Here is a 20708-nt window from a genome sequence, read left to right on the forward strand (position 1 = left end):
GTTGCGGGCGGGAACGATCCGGCGCGGCCCGAGGGCGGCGCCGGAGCTACGCTCAGCGCGGGAACAGCAGGATCACGTTGAAGCGCACGCCGAAGCCCTCGGGCCCGCCGCGGGGGCTCTCGGCCCACCAGCGCGCGCCCAGGCCGAACTGCACCTTCTGGTCGCCGATGGAGACCAGCTGGTTGACGCCCGCGTTGATCGGCACGGCCCATTGCTCGGAGGTCCAGTCGTAGGTCGCCTCGGTGTTGAGGAAGGCCGAGGTGGCGCTGGGCCAGGTGTAGTTGACGAAGGGCTGCACGAAGCTGGCGTTCACGTCGTTGCGCGACCCTTCGCCGGCGAACGACCAGATGTGGTTGGCGAGCGCCCCGACGGTCCAGGGCCCGAACTGCTTGAGGACCACGCCGGTGGGCCCCAGGCCGAACTTGCCCGACCCCAGCGCGTCGTCGGTCGCGGTGGGGATCAGGGCGACAGGGCCCACGCCCCAGATCAGCCCCGAGGCGGTGGACTTGGGCGAGACGAACAGGCTCTGCACCACGTCGCCCAGGCCGAACTGCTCCGAGCCGGGGACGACGTCGTCCTGCCAGGCCACGGGCAGGATGGTGCGCGAGATCAGGTTCCAGTCCTCGCCGAGGTCCATGGGCACGACGGGCTGGATGTTGACGAAGGCCTTCCAGCCGTCCTGCGGGCCGTAGCCGCCGTCCCAGTTGAACTGGAAGGGGACGGAGATCAGGCTCGCGACCGGGTTGGCGAGCTGCTTGGCGAGCTCCTCGGCGCTCTGCTGCGCGGCGGCGGGGCCGGCGAGCGCGAGGGCGGCGAGCGCCCCGGCCGGCCGCGCCGCGACGCGGCGGCGGGAACGGCGGGAGGCGGGGGGCTGGCGGCGGAAGGCGGAGGACATGGCGCAGGCTCCGGAGACTCGTCGGGGCCGGGGCGCCCCTCCCGCGAGAGTGCATCGGAACCCGGGTCCCGCGCAACGGGAGCCGACGCGTCCCGGGCGGGCAGAGGGGGTGGCCCGGTCAATCGGGAGGGACGGCCGAGGCCCGGCGCGTGGCGGCGAGGCCCCGGCTCGGGGCCGGGGCGCGCGCCCGGCAGGCCGGGGCGCGCCGCGGCTCAGGCGGCGCGGGCGCCGGCGCGGGCCGCGGCCTTGATCATGTCGGCGGCCTTCTCGGCGATCATCACCGTGGGCGAGTTGGTGTTGCCCGAGGTGATCGTGGGCATGATCGAGGCGTCGACCACCCGCAGCCCCTCGACGCCGCGCACCCGCAGCTCGGGGTCCACCACCGAGGCCGCGTCCGGGCCCATCCGGCAGGTGCCGACGGGGTGGAAGATGGTCGAGGCGACGTGGCCCGCGGCCTCGGCCAGCTCGGCGTCGGTCTGGTACTGGGGGCCGGGCTTGAACTCCTCGGGCCGGTACTTCGCCAGCGGCGCCTGCGCCACGATCGAGCGGGTCAGCCGGATCGCGGCGGCGGCGACGCGGCGGTCGCCCTCGGTCGACAGGTAGTTGGGCGCGATGGCGGGATGGGCGCGCGGGTCGGGGGACTTCAGGCGCACGGTGCCGCGGCTCTCGGGGCGCAGGTGGCAGACCGAGGCGGTGAAGGCGTCGAACGGGTGCAGCGGCTGGCCGAAGGCCTCCAGCGTCAGGGGCTGCACGTGATACTCGAGGTCCGCCGTCGCCACGTCGGGGCCGGAGCGGGCGAAGGCCGCGAGCTGGCTGGGCGCCATCGACATCGGCCCCGAGCGCTTGAGCGCGTATTCCATCGCGATCTTCGCCTTGCCCAGAAGGGTGGCGGACATCGTGTTCAGCGTCGGCACGCCGGTGACCTTGTAGGCGCAGCGGATCTGGAGGTGATCCTGCAGGTTCGCGCCCACGCCCGGCGCCTCGACCCGCGTCTCGATCCCGTGCTCCTGCAGCAGGTCGCCCGGACCCACGCCCGAGAGCTGCAGGAGGTGGGGGCTGCCGATGGCGCCGGAGGCGAGGATCACCTCGCCCCGCGCCGCGGCGCGCTTCAGGACCGCGTCGGTCCCGGTCCCGTGGCGGAAGTCGATGCCGGCGCAGCGGGCGCCGTCGAAGACCAGCCGCTCGGCCTGGGCATGGGTCATCACGGTCAGGTTGGGGCGCTTCATGGCGGGCTTGAGGAAGCCGGTCGCCGCGCTCCAGCGCCAGCCGCCCTTCTGGTTGACCTTGAAGTAGCCCACGCCCTCGTTGTCGCCGCGGTTGAAGTCGTCGGTCTCGGGCAGGCCGGCGGCGACGGCCGCGGCCTTGAACGCCTCGAGCACCTGCCATTTCAGGCGCTGGACCTCGACCCGCCACTCCCCGCCGACGCCGTGCATGTCGTCCGCGCCGGGGCCGTGATCCTCGGATTTCTTGAAGTAGGGCAGCACGTCGTCCCAGCCCCAGCCGGGATTGCCGAGCTGGCGCCAGTGGTCGTAGTCCGCCGACTGCCCGCGCAGGTACAGCATGCCGTTGATCGACGAGCAGCCCCCCAGCACCCGTCCGCGCGGATAGCCCAGCGAGCGGCCGTTGAGCCCCGGCTCGGCCTCGGTCTTGAAGCCCCAGTCGGCGCGCGGATCGCCCATGCAGTAGAGGTAGCCGACCGGGACCTTGAACCAGATCCAGTCGTCCTTGCCCCCGGCCTCAAGCAGCAGGACCCGTTTCGAGGCGTCCTGCGACAGCCGGTTGGCGAGCACGCAGCCGGCGGTGCCGGCGCCCACGATCACGTAATCGAACTCGCCCACGAGCTCGGCGGCGGAGGCGGCTGCGGAGGTCATCCCGGTTCTCCCTCTAGGCGCGCGGATCGTGGGGGGCGTCGCGCGCCGCGCATACTGGTCGCGGGAGCGTCGCGCTTCAAGACGTTGCGAAATCGCACGATGCAACCCATGCTCGAGCCCATTGGATAAGGAGTCTTGCATGCCCCCGGTTCCGTCGACCTCCGCGACGGGCGCGGCGCCCGGCGACGGGGCCGGCGCCGCGGCCCCGGACGATCCCGCCCTGCGCCTGCGCCGGGCGGCCGAGGACATGGACTGGGTGATGCGCTTCCCGCTCGCCACCGCGCCGGGGCTGGTGTTCGTGGGCGCCCGCTCGACCCCCGCGAAGCTGGTCGAGGGGGTGGATCCCGCGATCTCGGGCAGCCACGCCGGCGGGGCCGAGACCCAGGCCGCCGCCTTCGCCGCCTGCCTGGGCGAGGCCTCAGAGTTCCTCTCCCAGTTCGAGCGTCCGGGCGACCTGCTGCCCGAGGGGCACGGGCTGGAGGTGGTGGACAGCGGGCTCGACTGGACGCCGCCCACCGCGGATCACGTGCGCGCGCTGCGCCTGCATGATCGCGCCGAGGTCGCGGTGTCGGCCGACCGCTGCCTGCGCCGGCCCGGCCTCGCCGCCCGGCTGGGGCGCGAGATCCCCGAGCCGCCGGTGCGCCTGGGCCTGGGCTGCGCCGCGGGCCGGACCGAGACGGAGGCCCGCCTGAACGCGGTGCTGGAGCTGGTGGAGCGGGACGCCGCCGCCCTGTGGTGGCGCGGCGGCGCGGCCCCGCGGGCGTTCGATCCGACCGACCCCGCGCTGGGCGCCGCCTTCGCCCGGGTCGCTTCCTGGCGCGGCGAGGAGACGGGGCGCGCCATGTGGTTCGCGGACCTGACCACCGACCTCGGGATCCCCGTCGCCGCCGCCTTCGCCGCCGACGCCGACCCCGAGGCCGAGAGCCCCGCCCTGACCGTCGGCGTCGCCGCCCGCCCGGTCATGGCCGACGCGATCCTGTCGGCCGCGCGCGAGGCGATCCAGGGGGAGCTGGCGCTGGCCCTGCTGGCCGAGCGGCTCGAGCATCACGGAGACGGCGTCGCGACCGAGGGCGACCTCTCCCTGCTGGCGCGCGCCGCGCTCGACCCCGCCTCGGACCCGCGCCTCGCGCCGCGGGGGCGGCCGCGCCGGCACGCCGCGCCCGCCGGGGACGGCGACGGAAGCGGATCTCAGGGCGCGAAAGATGAACAAAATTTGCAACGAGTAGTTGATGAACTGGCTGCGGCCGACCATCATGTGCTCTGCGTGACGCTTACTCGCCCCAGGCCGGGATTGCATGTGGTCTGGGCGATGGCGCCGACCCTCCAGCCCGATCCGTCGCCGCTGGAGACGTCGCGGCTTCGCGCGGCCGCAGCCAGCGCCGCGTCCGCCGCCGGGGGAATTCCGCGTCCGCAGGGGCCGTCGCTATGGTGATCAAAGGGGGGTCCAACGCCTTGAACGTGTTGCTTCATCCGCCGGCGGCCGTGGAGTCGGCGCGACTGACGATCCGGATGCTGGGGGCGCCCGCCCTGCTCTACGACGGCCGCTCGCTCCGGGTGGTGAACCGCAAGCTGCTGTGCATGCTGGGCTACCTCGCGCTGAGCGAGACGAGCTCGGAATCGCGCGAGCGGCTGGTGGGGCTGCTGTGGTCCGAGTCGGACGAGAAGCACGCCCGCGGCTCCCTGCGTCAGGTGGTCACCGCGCTTCGCCGGATCACCGGCGACCTCGATTTCGAAGGGTTCGAGACCGACCGCTCCCACGTCACGCTGGATCCCGACCGGTTCCGCGGCGACGTGGCCGACGTGCTGTCGCAGCTCGGCCCCGACCGCATCCACCCGCTGCTGCTGTCGACCGAGGATCTGCCCTCGACCCTGATGGCGGGATGCGAGGACGTGGACCCTTCCTTCGCCGGCTGGCTGTCGGTGCGGCGCGTGACGCTGCGCGACCAGATCCAGCGGGGGCTGCTGGACGCGCTCGACCGCGCCGAGCCCGACGGGCGGCCCGAGCGGGAGGTGTCGCGCGCGCTCCTGCGGCTCGACCCCACCCACGAGGTCGCCGCCCGCCGGCTGATGGAGAACCTGGCCCGCGGCGGCGACGTGGCGGGGGCGCTGACCGTCTACAACACCCTGTGGACGGTGCTGGGCGACGACCACGACATCGAGCCGGCCGCGCCGACCCGCGAGCTCGTCGCCCGGATCAAGAGCGGCGACCTGCCCGGTCCGGGCGAGACCCGGGGCCCGGGCGCGCGGATCCTGGCCGGGCCCGGCGCGGCGACGGGCTTCGCCGAGCACGCCTCGGAGGCCGGGATCGCGCGCATTCCCGCGGCCGAGGCGCGGCGCGCGCCGCTGCGCCGCGCCCCGCCGCGGCTGCCGCCGCTGCTGGTGGTGGGCGGCTTCGAGCTGCGCGGCGACGACCCGGACGCGCGGATGATGCTGGACGGGTTCCGGCATTCGCTGATCGGCTCGCTGGTGCGGTTCCGCGAGTGGCAGGTGGCCGAGAGCGACGCGCCCATCGCCAACTGCGCCGACCCCGACGCCCCCGCCCGCAGCCGCTTCGGCGTGCGGGCCACGGCCGAGCGGACGCGCGACGACGGGCTGCGCGTGGCGCTGACCATCCGCGACCTCGACACCGGCGTGTTCGTCTGGTCGCAGGCCTTCGACCTGTCCTACGAGACCTGGACCACGCGGCAGGAGGAGCTGCTGCGCAACGCCACCATCGCGCTGAACGTGAACCTCTCGGCCGACCGCCTGCGGCGCACCGCGCACCTGCCCGAGATCACCGCCTCGCTGCACGACATGTGGCTGCGCGGGCAGAGCCTGATCCTGCAGTTCAACGCCGCGAGCTGGGACGAGGCCGACCGCCTGCTGACCGAGGTCACCGACCTCGCGCCCGAATTCGCGCCGGCCTATTCCTCGCGCGTGCAGCTGGGCAACACCTCGCATATCTCGCGCCCAGGGGTGTACCGCTCCGAGGCGCTGCATGCGCGGACGCTGGAGTTGGCGCAGAAGGCGACCTCGCTCGATCCGCTCGACAGCCGGGCGCAGCTCGCGCTGGGCTGGGCGCTGGCCTACAACCAGCGCTGGGAACATGCGCTGATGAACTTCGACCTGGCGCTGCAGCTCAACGGCCACGACCCGTGGACGATGACCTCGGTCGCGCAGGCCTGGGCGGTGGCCGGGCGCCACGAGGAGGCGATGCGGCTGGCCGGGCAGGCGCTGGCCGCGACCCCGCTGCCCAACCACACGCGCTGGGGCTACCACGCCTCGATCCGCTTCTTCGCGGGCGACTACGAGGGGGCGCTGGAGGCCGCGCGGATCGCGGGCGACACCCATCCCAACAACGGCGGCTGGCGCGCGGCGGCGCTGGCGCACCTGGGCCGCACGTCCGAGGCGAAGGCCGAGGCGCGCAAGCTGCTGGCGGTGCTGGACGAGCGCTGGTGGGGCGACGTGCCCGCCACGCCGCGCAACATGGCGCGCTGGGTGCTGCAGGTGTTCCCCTGGCGGCAGGACCACGAGTGGAAGAAGCTGCGCGACGGCCTGCGGATGTCCGGCCTGCCGGTGGCGAAGCTGCCGATGCGCGACATCGGCCCGTAAGGGGCGGCCGGGCGGCCCGGCCTCAGTCCGCGGGGCCCTCGCCCACCGCCTCGCGCCAGTGGCGGCGGCACAGCGAGACGTAGCGGTCGTTGCCGCCGATCTCGACCTGCGCGCCCTCGGTGACCGCGCGCCCGTCCGGGCCGATGCGCGCCACCATCGTCGCCTTGCGCCCGCAATGGCAGATCGTGCGCACCTCGCGCAGGCTGTCGGCGAGCGCGAGCAGGGCGGCCGATCCGGGGAACAGCTCGCCCCGGAAGTCCACCCGCAGCCCGTAGGCCATCACCGGCACGCCCAGGTCGTCGGCGGCCCAGGCGAGCTGCCGGACCTGCGCGGGTTCGAGGAACTGCGCCTCGTCGACCAGCACGCAGGCGATGGGGCCCTCCGCCAGCCGCGCGCGGATGCGGGCGAAGAGGTCGTCGCCGGGTTCGTAGGTCTCGGCGTCCGAGCCGATGCCGATGCGCGAGCCGATCCGCCCCGCGCCCGCCCTCTGGTCCAGGCGCGCGGTCAGCAGCAGGGTGCGCATCCCCCGCTCGCGGTAATTGTGCGACGCCTGCAGCAGCAGCGTCGACTTGCCCGCGTTCATGGTCGAGTAGTTGAAGTAGAGCTTGGCCATCGACGGCTCTTATCGGCCGGAGGCGGCGCGGCGGCAAGGGGCCGGCGCGGGCGGCCCTCGCGGTCGCTGCGCGCCCGCATCGCCCCGCCCGGCCGTCCCCCTCGCGGGGCGCCCGGGGCCGGCGGCGGCGTCCGGAACCGCGCCGGAAAGAACCGCGAAACCCTGTCCGCGCCGGCCCCGCGCTTGCCGTGGGGGCGGGGTGGCATTACCCTCCTCCCTCCCCCAAATATGGTGGAGACCTGAGCGCGGAGGCCCAGCATGTCCGGTTTCGACGCCCCCATCGCCGAGCAGATCTGGGACATGAAGTACCGCTTCAAGACCCCCGAGGGCGCGCCGATCGACGCCGACGTCGAGGCGACCTGGTCGCGCGTCGCCCGCGCGCTCGCCGCCCAGGAGGCCGACCCCGAGGCCTGGACGCCCCGCTTCGAGGCGGCGCTGCGCGACTTCCGCTTCCTGCCCGCCGGCCGGATCCTGGCGGGCGCGGGCACCGGCCGCTCGGTCACCCTCTTCAACTGCTTCGTGATGGGCACGATCCCCGACGACCTGGGCGGCATCTTCGACGCGCTGAAGGAGGCCGCCCTGACCATGCAGCAGGGGGGCGGGATCGGCTACGACTTCTCGACCATCCGGCCCAAGGGCGCTTCGGTCGCGGGGGTGGGGGCCGACGCCTCCGGCCCGATCAGCTTCATGGACGTCTGGGACGCCATGTGCCGCACGATCATGTCCGCCGGCGCGCGGCGCGGCGCGATGATGGCGACGCTGCGCTGCGACCACCCCGACGTCGAGGACTTCGTCGAGGCCAAGAAGGACCCCGCGCGCCTGCGCAACTTCAACCTCTCGGTCCTGATCACCGACGCGTTCATGGAGGCGGTGGCCGCCGACGCCGACTGGCCCCTGGTCTTCGCCGGAGAGACCTTCCGCATCGTCCGCGCCCGCGAGCTGTGGGACCGGATCATGCGCGCCACCTACGACTACGCCGAGCCGGGCGTGATCTTCATCGACCGCATCAACCGGCTGAACAACCTCGCCTACGCCGAGACGATCTCGGCCACCAACCCCTGCGGGGAGCAGCCGCTGCCGCCCTACGGCGCCTGCCTGCTGGGCTCGATCAACCTCGCGCGCCTGGTGCGCCGGCCGTTCGAGGCCGACGCCCATATCGACGAGGCCGAACTGGCCGAGTTGGTCGCCACCGCCGTGCGGATGATGGACGACGTGGTCGACGCCTCGCGCTTCCCGCTGCCCCAGCAGGCGGCCGAGGCGCAGGCCAAGCGGCGGATCGGCCTGGGCGTCACCGGCCTCGCCGACGCGCTGCTGATGACCGGCCTGCGCTATGGCTCGGAGGAGGCGGTGGCGCAGACCGGCGCCTGGATGAAGGCGCTGGCGCGGGCGGCCTATTTCGCCTCGGTCGAGCTGGCGAAGGAGAAGGGGGCCTTCCCCCTCTTCGACGCCGAGAAGTTCTGCGCCTCGCCTTCCCTCCAGGCGCTGGGCGAGGACGTGGTCGCGGCGGTGCGCGCGCACGGCATCCGCAACGCGCTGCTCACGTCCATCGCCCCCACCGGCACCATCAGCCTCTACGCCGGCAACGTCTCGTCCGGGATCGAGCCCGTCTTCGCCTTCGCCTACACCCGCAAGGTCCTGCAGCGCGACGGGACCCGGACCGAGGAGGAGGTGGTCGACCAGGCCCTCGCCCTGTGGCGCGAGCTGAAGGGCGACGCCCCCTGGCCCGAGCATTTCGTCGACGCCCAGTCGCTGGCCCCCGCCGACCACGTCCGGATGCAGGCGGCGGCGCAGCGGTGGGTCGACAGCTCGATCTCCAAGACCATCAACGTCCCCGAGGACATTTCTTTCAACGCCTTCAAGGACGTCTACCTCGAGGCCTGGACCAGCGGCTGCAAGGGCTGCACGACCTACCGGCCGAACCAGGTGACGGGGTCGGTGCTGACGGCGACGACTCCGGCCCCTGCGGCGGCGGCGCCGGAGGAGGCCTCGGAGAACCCCGGCGTCGCCGCGGCCGCCGCCCACGACGGCGAGGTGGTCTGGATGCACGAGCCGCTGGACCGACCCGAGGCGCTGGAGGGGCGGACCTACAAGATCACCTGGCCGGACTCGGCGCATGCGATCTACATCACGCTCAACGACGTGGTGGTGGGCGGGCGCCGGCGGCCGTTCGAGGTGTTCATCAACTCCAAGAACATGGAGCACTACGCCTGGACGGTGGCCCTGACGCGGATGATCTCGGCCGTGTTCCGCCGCGGCGGCGACGTCAGCTTCGTGGTCGAGGAGCTGAAGGCCGTCTTCGATCCCCGCGGCGGCGCCTGGATGGAGGGCCGCTACGTCCCCTCGATCCTCGCCGCCATCGGCGGCGTGATCGAGCGCCACATGGTCGAGACCGGCTTCCTGGAGGGCGAGGGCCTGGGCCTGAAGTCCGACCCCCAGGCCCGCGCCGTCGCGGTGGGCGAGGCCCCCGGCGCCGTCTGCCCCTCCTGCGGGGAGTACGCGATGCAGATGATGGAAGGCTGCATGACCTGCCTCAGCTGCGGCTATTCGAAATGCGCGTGAGGGGCGGGGCGGCGGTGCTGTAGCGGCCGCCATGAATTGACCTTTGCCTCGGGTTTCTTAACCATTCCGGCAACCGACACGTGGCCATTGGCCGATATGAGGGGCTTGGAGGGGCCGGGAGGCCGCGCAGCGTTCCTCGATGGGTTTTCGGGACATAGGCGCCTGGACGCGAGCGATCCAAGAGCCGCGTGAGGTCATTCTGCGTAGCGCGGGGGCCGCTATCGTCTGCTGGCGTGCGCAGAGCGCGAGGCAAGTTCAGACAGTTCGACGGGGGAAGTCACGGTCCGGAAACCGTCCGTCGCGACCTGGTCCGGTCGCGGCCCAGAGCCGCCGTCACCGCCCGCCGGAGCGCTGATCCAAAAGCGGACGTTCGTGCGGATTGCAGCAGCTTGGTTGGCTCAGAGGTCGGCGCGGCGGACAATGCCGCTGTCCGACGTGTTGGAGGACTGCCGGCGGCCAGAGAACCCTCCCGTTCGCCCGCCTGCGCCGTGAGCGCCGCCGTCGTCGCGGTCTCCTATTCCGGAGCGACCCTGGTCGCCGCGGCGGACGGGCATCACGTGACGGCTATCCTGTGATTGCAAACAGGAACGACCTTGGACAGGGACCACGCTTCCGCGCTCCATGACCTGGCCGACCTCGTTCACGCGATCGCGCGGCGGCCGCCGCCGCCGTCGAAGCTGGAGCCGGAGCTCTGCACGCCGAAGGAAATCGCCGGGGTGCGGTTCGTCGGACGAAACGCCGACCTCGGTCCGGGCTGACGGCCCGGGCCGCCGCGTCCGTCACTCGGACGCCGGCGGGGCGGTGCTTTCGCGCAGGATCAGGTCGACCTCGACCAGGCCCTCGACCGAGCCGCCGTCGCCGCCGGCGATGAGGTCCAGCAGCAGCTCGGCCGCCCGCTGGCCGATCAGGGTTCGGGGCTGGCGAATCGTGGTCAGGGGCGGGTCCAGGTGGGCGGCGACCTCGATGTTGTCGAAGCCCACCACCGAGACGTCGCGCGGCGCCCGGATCCCGGCGCGGCGCGCCTCGCCCAGGAAGCCGACCGCCATCTCGTCGCTGGCGAAGAACAGCGCCGTGGGGCGGTCCGGCGCAGCCAGCCAGCGGCGGGCCGCCGCCGCGCCGCTGTCCATGGAGAAGTCGCCCTCGAAGATCCAGGCGTCGGGCGCCTCGAGCCCGCGGCGGGCGATGGCGTCGCGCCAGCCGCCGAGGCGCGTCCGCGCCAGCACGTTCTTCCGCGGCCCGGTGACATGGCCGATGCGCCGGTGGCCGAGGCCCGCCAGGTGCGCCACCGCCAGCTCCGCCCCGTGGGCGTTGTCGACCCGGATCGAGGGCAGGTCCACCTTCAGCCATTCGCAGGCCGCGACCACCGGCGGGCGCCCCGGCACGTCCAGCGCGGCGGGCGAGAGCGCCCCGTCGAACAGGATCAGCCCGTCGGCGACGCCGGCGGCCAGGTAGCGGCGCAGGCGCTCGTCCGGGTCGGGGCCCATCTGGGTGTCGGCGATCAGCAGGCCGTAGCCGCGGGCGCTGAGCACCTCGGACATCCCGGCGAGGATCTGGCTGAAGAACGGGTTCGCCAGGTTCGGCGTCAGCGCGATGACGCTGCCGGTGCGCCCCTGGCGCAGGTTCCGGGCCAGAGGGTTCACCTGGTAGCCCGTCGCCTGCACCGCCCGCAGCACCGCCTGCCGCGTGGGCTTGGCCACCACCGAGGGTTTCGACAGCGTGCGGCTGACGGTGGCGGTCGAAACGCCCGCCTCCCGCGCGACGTCCTGGATCGTGGCCGGCTTCCTGTCCATCCGCGGCGTCGCGCTCCCCCTTGGTTCCGGGGGCAGAATGCCCTGACGACACAGGCGTTGCAATCGTTTGCAGAATCAAGCATCGTCCTGTGCAAACGATTGCAGCGCCGGTTCACGCGACGGCGCTTCGGCAGCGCCGCACCGAACGACGCCGCTGCGCAGGGAGGCGAGACGTGAAGACCATCCAGGGCCCCGGCCTGTTCCTGGCGCAGTTCGCCGGCGACGAGGCGCCCTTCGACGATTGGCGCGCCATCACGCGCTGGGCGGCCGGCTGCGGCTATGCCGGCGTGCAGGTCCCCTCGGGCGAGGGGCGGTTCCTCGATCTCGACCGCGCCGCCGCCTCGAAGGACTATTGCGACGAGATCGCGGGCCAGGCGGCCGAGGCGGGCGTCGCGATCACCGAGCTGTCGGCGCATATCCAGGGCCAGCTGGTCGCCGTCCACCCCGCCTACGACCTCGCCTTCGACGGCTTCGCGCCGCAGGCCGTGCGCGGGAACCCGAAGGCGCGCCAGGCCTGGGCGGAGAGCCAGGTGAAGCTGACCATCGAGGCCTCTCGGAACTTCGGCCTCGACCGGATGGCGGCCTTCTCGGGCGCGCTGGCCTGGCCCTATCTCTACCCCTGGCCGCAGCGCCCCGCCGGCCTGGTCGAGGCCGCCTTCGACGAGCTCGCCGCGCGCTGGCGCCCGATCCTGGACCATGCGGACGCCCATGGCGTCGACATCTGCTACGAGATCCACCCCGGCGAGGATCTGCACGACGGCGCCAGCTTCGAGATGTTCCTCGACCGCCTGGACCAGCACCCGCGGGCGAAGATGCTCTACGACCCCAGCCACTACGTCCTGCAATGCCTGGACTACCTGGCGCACCTGGACATCTACGGCGAGCGGATCGGGATGTTTCACGTCAAGGACGCCGAGTTCAATCCGACCGGCCGCCAGGGCGTCTACGGGGGGTTCCAGTCCTGGGTCGACCGGGCGGGGCGCTTCCGGTCCCCCGGCGACGGGCAGGTCGATTTCGGGGCGATCTTCTCGAAGCTCGCCGCGATGGATTTCGACGGCTGGGCGGTGGTGGAATGGGAGTGCTGCCTGAAGCACCCCGAGGACGGCGCGCGGGAGGGCGCGCAGTTCGTGCGCGACCACATCATCCGGGTCACCGACCGCGCCTTCGACGATTTCGCCGACGGCGGGGCCGACATGGCGGCCAATCGCCGGATGCTGGGGCTGGAGCGATGAGCCGCTTCGCCGGCCGCGCAGGACCCATCCGCCTGGGCATGGTCGGCGGCGGGCAGGGCGCCTTCATCGGCGCCGTGCACCGCATCGCCGCCCGCATGGACGGCCATTTCGAGCTGGTCGCAGGCGCGCTGTCCTCGACGCCGGAGACGGCGCGCGAGAGCGGGGCCGCGCTGGGCCTCGCCCCCGACCGCATCTATGACGACTTCGAAACCATGGCCCGCCGCGAGGCGCGGCTGAAGGACGGGATCGAGGCGGTGGCGATCGTCACCCCGAACCACCTGCACTTCGCCCCCGCCCGCGCCTTCCTGCGCCGCGGGATCCACGTGATCTGCGACAAGCCGATGACCGCCACCGGGGCCGAGGCGAAGAAGCTGGCGGCCGAGGCGGCGAAGTCCGACGCCCTGTTCGTGCTGACCCACAACTATTCCGGCTACCCGATGATCCGCCAGGCCCGCGCCATGGTGGCCGAGGGCTTTCTCGGCCGCCTGCGCGGCGTGCAGGTCGAATACGTGCAGGACTGGCTGGCGACGCCGGTGGAGAGCCAGGGCTCGAAACAGGCCGAATGGCGCACCGATCCCGCCCGCTCGGGCGCCGGCGGGGCGCTGGGCGACATCGGCACCCACGCCTTCCAGCTGGCCGCCTTCGTGACGGGGGAGGCGCCCGAGGCGGTCTCGGCCGACCTGACCAGTTTTGTGACCGGCCGCCGGCTGGACGACGACGCCCGGGTGCTGCTGCGCTACGCCTCCGGCGCCAAGGGCGCGCTGTGGTGCAGCCAGGTGGCGCCGGGGAACGAGAACCGCCTGACCCTGCGGGTCTACGGCGAAGACGGCGGCCTGGAATGGTCGCAGGAAAATCCGGAGCGCCTGGTCGCCACCCGTCTTGGAGAAGCCCCCCGCCTGATGACCCGCGCGGTGGCGGGGCCGGAGGCGACCCGCCTGCAGCGCGTCCCCTCGGGCCATCCGGAGGGCTACCTGGAAGCCTTCGCCAACCTCTACGCCGAGGCCGCCGCCGCGATCCGGGCGGCGCGGGAGGGGGCGGCGGCCCCGGCCGGGACGCTCTTTCCCGACGTCGGCGACGGACTCGCCGGGCTGCGCTTCGTCGAGGCCTGCGTGGCCTCCGCGAAGCGCGACGGGCGATGGACGGCGCTGTCATGACCGCCCCCCTCCTCGCCGCCCGCGCCGTCTCGCGCCGCTTCGGGCCCAACCAGGTCCTGTTCGACGTCGACTTCGACCTGCGCCCGGGCGAGGTCCACGCCCTGATCGGCGAGAACGGCGCCGGCAAGTCGACGCTGATGAAGATCCTGTCGGGCTACCTCGCCCCCTCCGACGGCGGGCTGGAGGTCGACGGCGCCCCGACGAGCTTCCCCTCCCACCGCGAGGCGGAGGCGGCGGGCGTGGTCCTGATCCACCAGGAATTCAACCTCGCCATGCCCCTGACCGTGGAGGAGAACATCTTCCTCGGGCGGGAGCTTCGCCGCGGCCCCTTCCTGCGCCAGGCCGAGATGCGCGCGGAAAGCCGCCGCCTGCTGGCGCGGCTGGATTGCGACCTGGATCCGCGCCTGCGCTGCCGCGACCTGTCCGCGCCCGAACGCCAGATGGTCGAGATCGCCAAGGCCCTGGGCCGCGACGCCCGCGTCTTGATCATGGACGAGCCGACGGCGGTGCTGACGGCGCGGGAGACGGACCTGCTGCTGGCCCAGATCGACCGGCTCCGGGCGGCGGGAACCGCGATCCTCTACACCTCCCACAAGCTGGGCGAGGTGGCGCGCATCGCCGACCGGGTCACCGTGCTGCGCGACGGCCGCCGCGTCGCCTCCCGCCCCGCCGCGGGCTTTTCGGAACACGAGATGGCCGAGGCGATGGTGGGGCGCGAGCTGTCCGACCTGTTCCCCCCGAAGCCCGTCCCGCAGGACGAGGTGGTGCTGGAGGTGCGCGGCCTGACCGTCCCCGGCCATGCCGAGGCGGCGAGCTTCCAGCTTCGCCGCGGCGAGGTTCTTGGCATCGCCGGCCTGGTCGGCGCCGGGCGGACCGAGCTGATGGAAGGCCTCGCCGGCCTGCGCCCCGCCACCGGCGAGATCGCCCTGTTCGGCAAGCCCGTCCGCCCCGGCGACCCCCGCGCGATGCGCGAGGCGGGGCTGGTCTACCTGACCGAGGATCGCAAGGAGAAGGGCCTGCTGCTGGGCTTCCCGCTGTCCGAGAACCTGACCCTGCTGGCGCTGGAGAATTTCACCCGCGCGGGCCTGCGCATCGACAAGGCGGCCGAGATGCGGGCGCTGCGCCAGGCGGTGGACGACTTCGCCATCGCCGCCCGCGACCTCGGCATGACCGCCGGCGGCCTGTCGGGCGGCAACCAGCAGAAGCTGCTGCTCGCCAAGACCCTGCTGGCGGAACCCGGCGTGGTGATCATCGACGAGCCCACCCGCGGCGTCGACATCGGCGCCAAGGCGCAGATCTACGCCTTCATCGCCGCGCTGGCCGCGGCGGGGAAGAGCGTGATCGTCGTCTCCTCCGAATTGCCCGAGGTGATCGGCCTCGCCTCCCGCGTGATGGTGATGCGCCGGGGCCGGATCGCGGGCGTGCTCGAGGGCGGGGAGGTCGGCGAAACCGCCATCGTCCGCCTCGCCATGGGCGTGGACGACAAGGAGCCCGAAGCCGCATGACCGCCGCCGCCTCTCCCGACACCGCTCCCGAATCCGCGCCCGCCCGGCGTCCGCGCCGCAGCCTGGGCCTGCACGTCCTGGGCCCGATCATGGCGCTGGCGGCGCTGATCGTGCTGGGGGCGTTCCTGAACGACAACTTCCTGTCGGCGGGCAACGTGCAGAACGTGCTCGCCCGCTCGGCCTTCATCGGCATCATCGCCGTGGGCATGACCTTCGTGATCACCGCGGGCGGGATCGACCTGTCGGTGGGCTCGATGGCGGCCTTCACCGCGGCGATGACCATCCTGGCGATGAACGCGCTGGTGGGGACCTTCGGCGTCTCGGCCGCCACCATCGCGCTGGGGATGGGGGTGGCGCTTCTGTGCGGCCTCGCCGCCGGTCTGGTTAACGGCGCCCTGATCGCGAAGGTCCGGATCGAGCCCTTCATCGTCACGCTCGGCGCCATGGGCGTCTACCGCTCGCTGACCACCTGGCTGGCGGACGGGGGCACCATCTCGCTCAACTACGACCTGCGCACGCTGTATCGCCCGGTCTACTACGACGGACCCTTCGGGATCAGCTGGCCGATCGTGGTCTTCGCGCTGGTGGCGATCCTGGGGGAGCTGGCGATGCGCAACGCCCCCTTCGGCCGCCACTGCGCGGCCATCGGCGCGAACGAGCAGGTGGCCCGCTGGTCGGCGGTGCGCGTCGACCGCACCCGCATGGCCACCTACGCCCTGCTGGGCCTGCTGGTCGGGGTCGCGACCATCATGTACGTTCCGCGCCTGGGCTCGGCCTCCGGCGGCACCGGCATGCTGTGGGAGCTGGAGGCGATCGCCGCGGTGATCATCGGCGGCACCGTCCTGAAGGGCGGCTTCGGCCGGGTGTGGGGCGCGGTGATCGGCGTCCTGATCCTGAGCCTGATCGACAACATCCTGAACCTCGCCTCGATCGTCAGCCCGTATCTGAACGGCGCGATCCAGGGCGTGATCGTCATTCTCGCGGTCGTGTTGCAGCGCGAGCGGAAGGCCGACGGCTGATCGGCCGCGAGCGGGCCGCCGGGACGCGCGACCGTCCCGGCTCCACAACCTGGGAGGACTTGGAGATGAAACGCAGGGATCTGTTCAAGGCGGGCGCCGCGCTGGCCATGGCGGGCGCGCTGGCGCTGGGCGCGGGCGCCGCGCAGGCGCAGGACAAGAAGGTGATCGGGGTCGCCATCCCCTCGGCCACTCACGGCTTCATGGGCGGCCTGAACTTCCACGCGCGCGAGGCGATCAAGCGGCTGGAGGCGACCTATCCCGATCTCGGCTTCGTGCTGTCGACCGCCGGCGACGCGGGCAAGATGGTCAACGACATCGAGGACATGGTCGCGACCCGCAACATCGACGCGCTGGTGGTGCTGCCCTTCGAATCCGAGCCCCTGACCGCCCCCGTCCAGGCGGTGAAGGAGAAGGGGATCTGGGTCACCGTCGTCGACCGCGGCCTGTCGGTCCCGGGGATCGAGGACCTCTATGTCGCCGGCGACAACACCGGCTTCGGCCGCGTGGCGGGCGAATACTTCGCCGAGACGCTGGAGCCCGGCGCCAAGGTCGTGGTGCTGCGCGGCATCCCCACCACGCTCGACAACGAGCGGGTGGCGGCCTTCCAGGCGGCCATCGACGGCTCGGGGATCGAGGTGCTGGACATGCAGCACGGCAACTGGAACCGCGACGACGCCTTCGACGTGATGCAGGACTTCCTGTCGAAATACCCGCAGATCGACGCGGTCTGGGCGGCCGACGACGACATGGCCGTGGGCGTGCTGGAGGCGATCCGCCAGGCCGGCCGTGACAAGGAGATGTGGGTGGTCGGCGGCGCCGGCATGAAGGAGATCGTGAAGCGGATCATGGAGAACGACCCCATGCTTCCGGTGAACGTGACCTACCCGCCCGCGCAGATCGCCACCGCGATCGAACTGACGGCGCTGGCCCTGGTCTCGCCCACCCCTGTCGCGGGCCGCTTCATCATCGGCTCGCAGCGGATCACGCCCGAGAACGCCGAGCAGTTCTACTTCCCCGACAGTCCGTTCTGATCCGGTCCTGAAGCTCCGCCCGGCCCTTTCGAACGGCCGGGCGGGATCCTGCGCGGCGCCTGCCCGAGCCTGCCTGCGGGCAAGGCCCTCGCGCCGCGCCGGGGCGGCCTGCGCCTCGGTCATGATCCGCGCCACGACGGCCCCCGCCGGCTCCGCCCGATCCGGGAAACCGACGGCCGCCGCGCAGCCGGGAAGGCCCGTCTCCGGATCGCCGCCGACAGGGGCGTGGCTGCGCCCGCAGGGTCCGCGGACGACGGCGCCGGAATCCTCGACTCTCGGGGCGCCCTCCCGCTCCGTCCGCCGCATCTCCCGCGCGTCGGCGTCGTCGCGCACGCGCCCGGCGGCGGTGATCCGCTCCATCGCGGCGCCGGCGTCGTCATCGGTCGCGGCCACCAGACGAGCCTTGCAGGCAGGGTGGGCCCGGATCTCCTCGGCCGTCAGGTCGCGGTCGCCCATCAGGACGGCCTCGAACCCCATGGCGAGCATCCCGACAAGCCGGCGGCCGGTTCCAAGACCTCCGCCGACCGCCAGGGGGACGCGCATGCGGGGGGCGGGATGGGCCGGAAGCGCCGGAGCCGGTGCGGGCTCAGGCCGGGATGGCCGCCCGCCTCCCTCCCCACGATGCAGGCCGCGTCGGCGCCGTCACGCTCGGCCGCGAGCGCTTGGCGGAACCGGGTCGCCTTGCGTATCGCCCTCTCGCCGCCGGCATGGACAGCCCCGATTACCTCGCCCGGATGCGAGCCGGCGGTTCCGTCTCATGGACCGCCCTCGCCCGAACAACAGCGCCTGATCCTCGAGGACGGAGCGAGCCTCGCCAGGCGCTTGCGCGGACGGTCGTCTCATCGCTGTCCTCCGGGTCGCCGCCGATGCGCCGGGCTTTGCGCGTGGATGAGACTGGCGAAGAGGTGAGACATGCGCGTGTTCGTCCGGTGTCGCCGAAGGGGACGCCAAAGGGCCACGCGCCGCTCACGCGCGGCAAATCAGGCGAACCGAGGCGGCAGGAGCGAAGCGAAGGTCATCGATCTGCCGTGGGAACATTCCAGCCATCGGATATCGCAGGCGCGCCGACGCGAACGGCCCGAAGCTGCCATCCACCAAGAGCTCGGTCGATGTCTGCTTCCTCATCAGCCGCCGCCGGCGCCTACGCTCCTGCGGTTCGACAAAGCCACGCGGCGGAATGATCGCCCATGTCGCTGTGGACCCGATCGAAGATGCGGGACCGTTGCGCATCGGTCAGGCGCTCGGCGCGCTCGTCCCCACCGGCGAAGAAACGGGCGTCGTCCTTGAACAGGCCGGTGTTCGCCTCGGGCGTGTAGGTCCCGGCGTTTCTGCGCATGGCGGCCTTTCCCGTCGCGTCGATGATCGCCCGCTCGGACGCCGGGTCGAGCGGCGCTCCGATGCAGCCGGCGATGGCGCGCAGCGCGGCGACAGGGTCGGCCGACATCTCGGAATAGTGGAACCGGGCGGCCGAGGCCTGCTCGGACCGGCGGAGGTGATGGTGCAGCCCCGACAGCGTCACGCCATCGAAATGGTCGAGGTCGAGCGGACGGGACAGGAAGGTCTCGAGGGCCATCTCCAGAGGTCCCCGGTTCGGGTGGTCCGGGGCCGGCGCGGTCATGTTGCGCAGGTGACGCCGCATGGAGAGAAGGCTCTCGCCGGGATCGCGATGCACCGTGATCGCCACGACGCCGTCGACCAGCGGTACGCCGTCCAGCGGCGTGTGGGTCTTGAAGATGCGTCGGCCGTCGAAGGATCGCGCCTGCCGCGGCGGAGCGTCGGGACGGCCCCCGTGGAAATCCACCCAGGGCGCGGCCGAGGACAACCTCTCGAACCGGGCGTCGGGCCCGTGCAGCGAGAGATAGACCATGGCCAGCGTCCAGGTGGTGCCGCTTTTCGGCGGGGTCGAGACGACGATGTCTCCGGACCGAAGATCGACGTCGGACCAGCGCGCGCTGTCGAACAGGGCGCTCCGGTATCGCGGCGGACGAGAAGGGATCATCGGACGTCTCCACTGCGCGCGGACTTGCGACGCGGATGCGTCGCAGGCCGCGTCGCCTCAGTTCGAGGTCAGTTCGGCGGCGATCTGCGCTTCATAGAACGCCAGAACCGCCTCGCCGTCGAGGCCGAGCGCCTCCATCCGCTTCAGCCAACCGGCGACCGGGCCGCCCGATGCGGCCAGCAGCTCCGCTTCGAAGGCGGGGCTGGCCTGGATGACCTGCATCTGCGCGTCGAGGCTCTGCATCTTCGCGTCGTTGAGATCCGTCCAGATCGTGCCGACCGTTTCGGCGAAGGCGGCCCCGGAGAGGGCCATGATCGCGGCCTGGTCCTGCGCCGAGATCCCCTCCCATGCGGCGTCGGAGATCACGAAGCTGAAGGCCGGCGTGAAGATCTTCTTCCGCGTCACCGTGATCGATCGGGCGTATTGCAGGGCGTTGAACTTCTCCGCGTCCCAGGGCGGGATGCCGACGAAGCCGTCGACCACGCCGCTCTGGATCGTTTCGGCCATCTGGATCGCGGGGCCCGAGACCACGCCGCCGCCCCCCGCGCTGAGGATCGCCGAGGTCACGCCGGGCAGCGCCCACATCTTGCGGCCCGTCGCGTCGGCGAGCGTCTCGATGGGCGTGTCGTTGAGCGAATAGAAGTCGCCGCCAGGCGCCACGAAGACCGACAGCAGATGCAGCCCGTCGTATTCGTCGAGGCCGGACAGGTGCGTCTCGTAGGTGCGCCAGAGCGCGAGGGACGAGGCCCTTCCGTCGCCCGTGCCGGTGAAGGGCATCATCGCCACCAGCGGGCCCGCGATCTCGTCCGCGAGGAAGCCGTTGAAGGTGAAGCCCGCGTCGAACAGCCCGCCCCGGATCGACTCGACCTGCTTGGGCGGCGGCGCGAGGCTGCGCGGCGGCACGCTGACGGTCACCCGGCCCTCGGTCGCCGCGGCGACGTCCTCGGCCCAGGGCCCGAGGACCTCGGCGCAGAAGAAGTGCTGCGCGGGCCAGAGGCAGTTCACCAGCAGCTCCTTCGCGGCGGCCGGGCTTGCGAGAAGGGTGGACGCGGTCAGCGCCGTGCAGAGGATCGTCTTCATGACAGCTCCTTTCGAGAGGTCAGTCGCGGCCCGTCAGGCCGGGGAGGAAGGTGGCGACCGAGGGGATCGCGATGACGATGGACAGCACCGCCAGCAGCGCCGCGGCGAAGGGCAGGACGCCCAGGAAGATCGTGGACAGCGCGGTGTTCGGCGCGTTGGCCTTCACCACGAAGACGTTCATGCCGACGGGCGGCGTGATCAGGCCCAGTTCCACCACCAGCACGACGACGATGCCGAACCAGATCAGTGAACCGCTCCGGGTCTGCCGGAGGCTCCCACTCCTGAGTAGGATGGAGCCCCATGAGCAAGACGACGAACAAGTTCTCCCCTGAGGTCCGCGATCGCGCGGTTCGCTTGGTGCTGGACAGC

16 protein-coding genes are annotated in these 20708 nt (G+C 72.4%); 9 read left to right on the forward strand and 7 right to left on the reverse strand.

Translation table 11 applies throughout. The annotated features are described in order from the left end of the window. Window positions 1-52: 52 nt before the first annotated feature. Both P2H44_RS24800 and P2H44_RS24805 read right to left on the reverse strand, forming a co-directional pair. A complete protein-coding gene (locus P2H44_RS24800) occupies window positions 53-895 on the reverse strand; it encodes a transporter (RefSeq protein ID WP_275768109.1) in 843 nt (280 codons plus the stop codon). Between the two features lie 212 nt (window positions 896-1107). Continuing rightward, complete coding sequence (locus P2H44_RS24805) at window positions 1108-2766, reverse strand: GMC family oxidoreductase (protein ID WP_275768111.1); 1659 nt, start codon at window positions 2764-2766, stop codon at window positions 1108-1110. A 139-nt stretch (window positions 2767-2905) separates the two neighbouring features. Between P2H44_RS24805 and P2H44_RS24810 the strand changes: the two genes are divergently transcribed. After that, complete coding sequence (locus P2H44_RS24810) at window positions 2906-4198, forward strand: YcaO-like family protein (RefSeq protein ID WP_275768113.1); 1293 nt, start codon at window positions 2906-2908, stop codon at window positions 4196-4198. A gap of 26 nt (window positions 4199-4224) precedes the next feature. Next, window positions 4225-6357 carry a BTAD domain-containing putative transcriptional regulator gene (locus tag P2H44_RS24815; protein WP_275768134.1) on the forward strand — a complete coding sequence of 711 codons (2133 nt, stop codon included), beginning with the start codon at window positions 4225-4227 and terminating at the stop codon, window positions 6355-6357. A gap of 22 nt (window positions 6358-6379) precedes the next feature. On the opposite strand, the gene P2H44_RS24820 is transcribed toward P2H44_RS24815, so the two are convergent. After that, window positions 6380-6970, reverse strand: a complete 591-nt coding sequence (locus P2H44_RS24820; protein WP_275768115.1) for a thymidine kinase — start codon at window positions 6968-6970, stop codon at window positions 6380-6382. 258 nt (window positions 6971-7228) lie between these two features. On the opposite strand from P2H44_RS24820, the gene P2H44_RS24825 reads away from it, so the two are divergent. Next, window positions 7229-9529 carry an adenosylcobalamin-dependent ribonucleoside-diphosphate reductase gene (locus P2H44_RS24825; RefSeq protein WP_275768118.1) on the forward strand — a complete coding sequence of 767 codons (2301 nt, stop codon included), beginning with the start codon at window positions 7229-7231 and terminating at the stop codon, window positions 9527-9529. Between the two features lie 593 nt (window positions 9530-10122). Continuing rightward, on the forward strand, window positions 10123-10287 hold the full coding sequence (locus P2H44_RS24830) for a hypothetical protein (RefSeq protein ID WP_275768120.1): 165 nt from the start codon (window positions 10123-10125) through the stop codon (window positions 10285-10287). A gap of 21 nt (window positions 10288-10308) precedes the next feature. On the opposite strand, the gene P2H44_RS24835 is transcribed toward P2H44_RS24830, so the two are convergent. Further along, window positions 10309-11319, reverse strand: a complete 1011-nt coding sequence (locus P2H44_RS24835) for a LacI family DNA-binding transcriptional regulator (RefSeq protein WP_275768122.1) — start codon at window positions 11317-11319, stop codon at window positions 10309-10311. A gap of 173 nt (window positions 11320-11492) precedes the next feature. On the opposite strand from P2H44_RS24835, the gene P2H44_RS24840 reads away from it, so the two are divergent. From P2H44_RS24840 to P2H44_RS24860, 5 genes are all read left to right on the forward strand, one after another. Further along, window positions 11493-12551 (forward strand): sugar phosphate isomerase/epimerase family protein, encoded by a 1059-nt coding sequence (locus tag P2H44_RS24840; protein WP_275768124.1) that lies wholly within the window; start codon window positions 11493-11495, stop codon window positions 12549-12551. Continuing rightward, entirely contained in the window at window positions 12548-13705 is a 1158-nt protein-coding gene (locus tag P2H44_RS24845) for a Gfo/Idh/MocA family protein (protein WP_275768125.1), read from the forward strand. The genes P2H44_RS24840 and P2H44_RS24845 overlap by 4 nt, the downstream gene beginning before the upstream one ends. Beyond that, complete coding sequence (locus tag P2H44_RS24850) at window positions 13702-15210, forward strand: sugar ABC transporter ATP-binding protein (RefSeq protein ID WP_275768127.1); 1509 nt, start codon at window positions 13702-13704, stop codon at window positions 15208-15210. The genes P2H44_RS24845 and P2H44_RS24850 overlap by 4 nt, the downstream gene beginning before the upstream one ends. Window positions 15211-15299: 89 nt before the next feature. Beyond that, window positions 15300-16229 (forward strand): ABC transporter permease, encoded by a 930-nt coding sequence (locus P2H44_RS24855; RefSeq protein WP_275768135.1) that lies wholly within the window; start codon window positions 15300-15302, stop codon window positions 16227-16229. A gap of 65 nt (window positions 16230-16294) precedes the next feature. Beyond that, the gene (locus P2H44_RS24860) at window positions 16295-17260 is read left to right on the forward strand and encodes an ABC transporter substrate-binding protein (protein ID WP_275768129.1); all 966 of its coding nucleotides are present in this window, start codon (window positions 16295-16297) and stop codon (window positions 17258-17260) included. 1141 nt (window positions 17261-18401) lie between these two features. Here P2H44_RS24860 and P2H44_RS24865 read toward each other — a convergent pair. From P2H44_RS24865 to P2H44_RS24875, 3 genes are read right to left on the reverse strand one after another with little or no spacing between them, the layout of a single operon-like run. Continuing rightward, on the reverse strand, window positions 18402-19259 hold the full coding sequence (locus tag P2H44_RS24865; protein ID WP_275768131.1) for a sulfotransferase domain-containing protein: 858 nt from the start codon (window positions 19257-19259) through the stop codon (window positions 18402-18404). A gap of 57 nt (window positions 19260-19316) precedes the next feature. Continuing rightward, the gene (locus P2H44_RS24870) at window positions 19317-20339 is read right to left on the reverse strand and encodes a type 2 periplasmic-binding domain-containing protein (protein ID WP_275768132.1); all 1023 of its coding nucleotides are present in this window, start codon (window positions 20337-20339) and stop codon (window positions 19317-19319) included. 19 nt (window positions 20340-20358) lie between these two features. Continuing rightward, window positions 20359-20562 carry a TRAP transporter large permease subunit gene (locus P2H44_RS24875; RefSeq protein WP_462976326.1) on the reverse strand — a complete coding sequence of 68 codons (204 nt, stop codon included), beginning with the start codon at window positions 20560-20562 and terminating at the stop codon, window positions 20359-20361. Between the last annotated feature and the right edge of the window lie 146 nt (window positions 20563-20708).

The organism is Albimonas marina, assembly GCF_029223255.1.
Lineage (GTDB): Bacteria > Pseudomonadota > Alphaproteobacteria > Rhodobacterales > Rhodobacteraceae > Albimonas.

What these genes read in the sequence shown, in the direction of transcription:
- P2H44_RS24800 (WP_275768109.1), bottom strand. Translation starts at nt 895, where the DNA reads ATGTCCTCCGCCTTCCGCCGCCAGCCCCCCGCCTCCCGCCGTTCCCGC.
- P2H44_RS24805 (WP_275768111.1), bottom strand. Translation starts at nt 2,766, where the DNA reads ATGACCTCCGCAGCCGCCTCCGCCGCCGAGCTCGTGGGCGAGTTCGAT.
- P2H44_RS24810 (WP_275768113.1), top strand. Translation starts at nt 2,906, where the DNA reads ATGCCCCCGGTTCCGTCGACCTCCGCGACGGGCGCGGCGCCCGGCGAC.
- P2H44_RS24820 (WP_275768115.1), bottom strand. Translation starts at nt 6,970, where the DNA reads ATGGCCAAGCTCTACTTCAACTACTCGACCATGAACGCGGGCAAGTCG.
- P2H44_RS24825 (WP_275768118.1), top strand. Translation starts at nt 7,229, where the DNA reads ATGTCCGGTTTCGACGCCCCCATCGCCGAGCAGATCTGGGACATGAAG.
- P2H44_RS24835 (WP_275768122.1), bottom strand. Translation starts at nt 11,319, where the DNA reads ATGGACAGGAAGCCGGCCACGATCCAGGACGTCGCGCGGGAGGCGGGC.
- P2H44_RS24845 (WP_275768125.1), top strand. Translation starts at nt 12,548, where the DNA reads ATGAGCCGCTTCGCCGGCCGCGCAGGACCCATCCGCCTGGGCATGGTC.
- P2H44_RS24850 (WP_275768127.1), top strand. Translation starts at nt 13,702, where the DNA reads ATGACCGCCCCCCTCCTCGCCGCCCGCGCCGTCTCGCGCCGCTTCGGG.
- P2H44_RS24855 (WP_275768135.1), top strand. Translation starts at nt 15,300, where the DNA reads ATGGCGCTGGCGGCGCTGATCGTGCTGGGGGCGTTCCTGAACGACAAC.
- P2H44_RS24860 (WP_275768129.1), top strand. Translation starts at nt 16,295, where the DNA reads ATGAAACGCAGGGATCTGTTCAAGGCGGGCGCCGCGCTGGCCATGGCG.
- P2H44_RS24865 (WP_275768131.1), bottom strand. Translation starts at nt 19,259, where the DNA reads ATGATCCCTTCTCGTCCGCCGCGATACCGGAGCGCCCTGTTCGACAGC.
- P2H44_RS24870 (WP_275768132.1), bottom strand. Translation starts at nt 20,339, where the DNA reads ATGAAGACGATCCTCTGCACGGCGCTGACCGCGTCCACCCTTCTCGCA.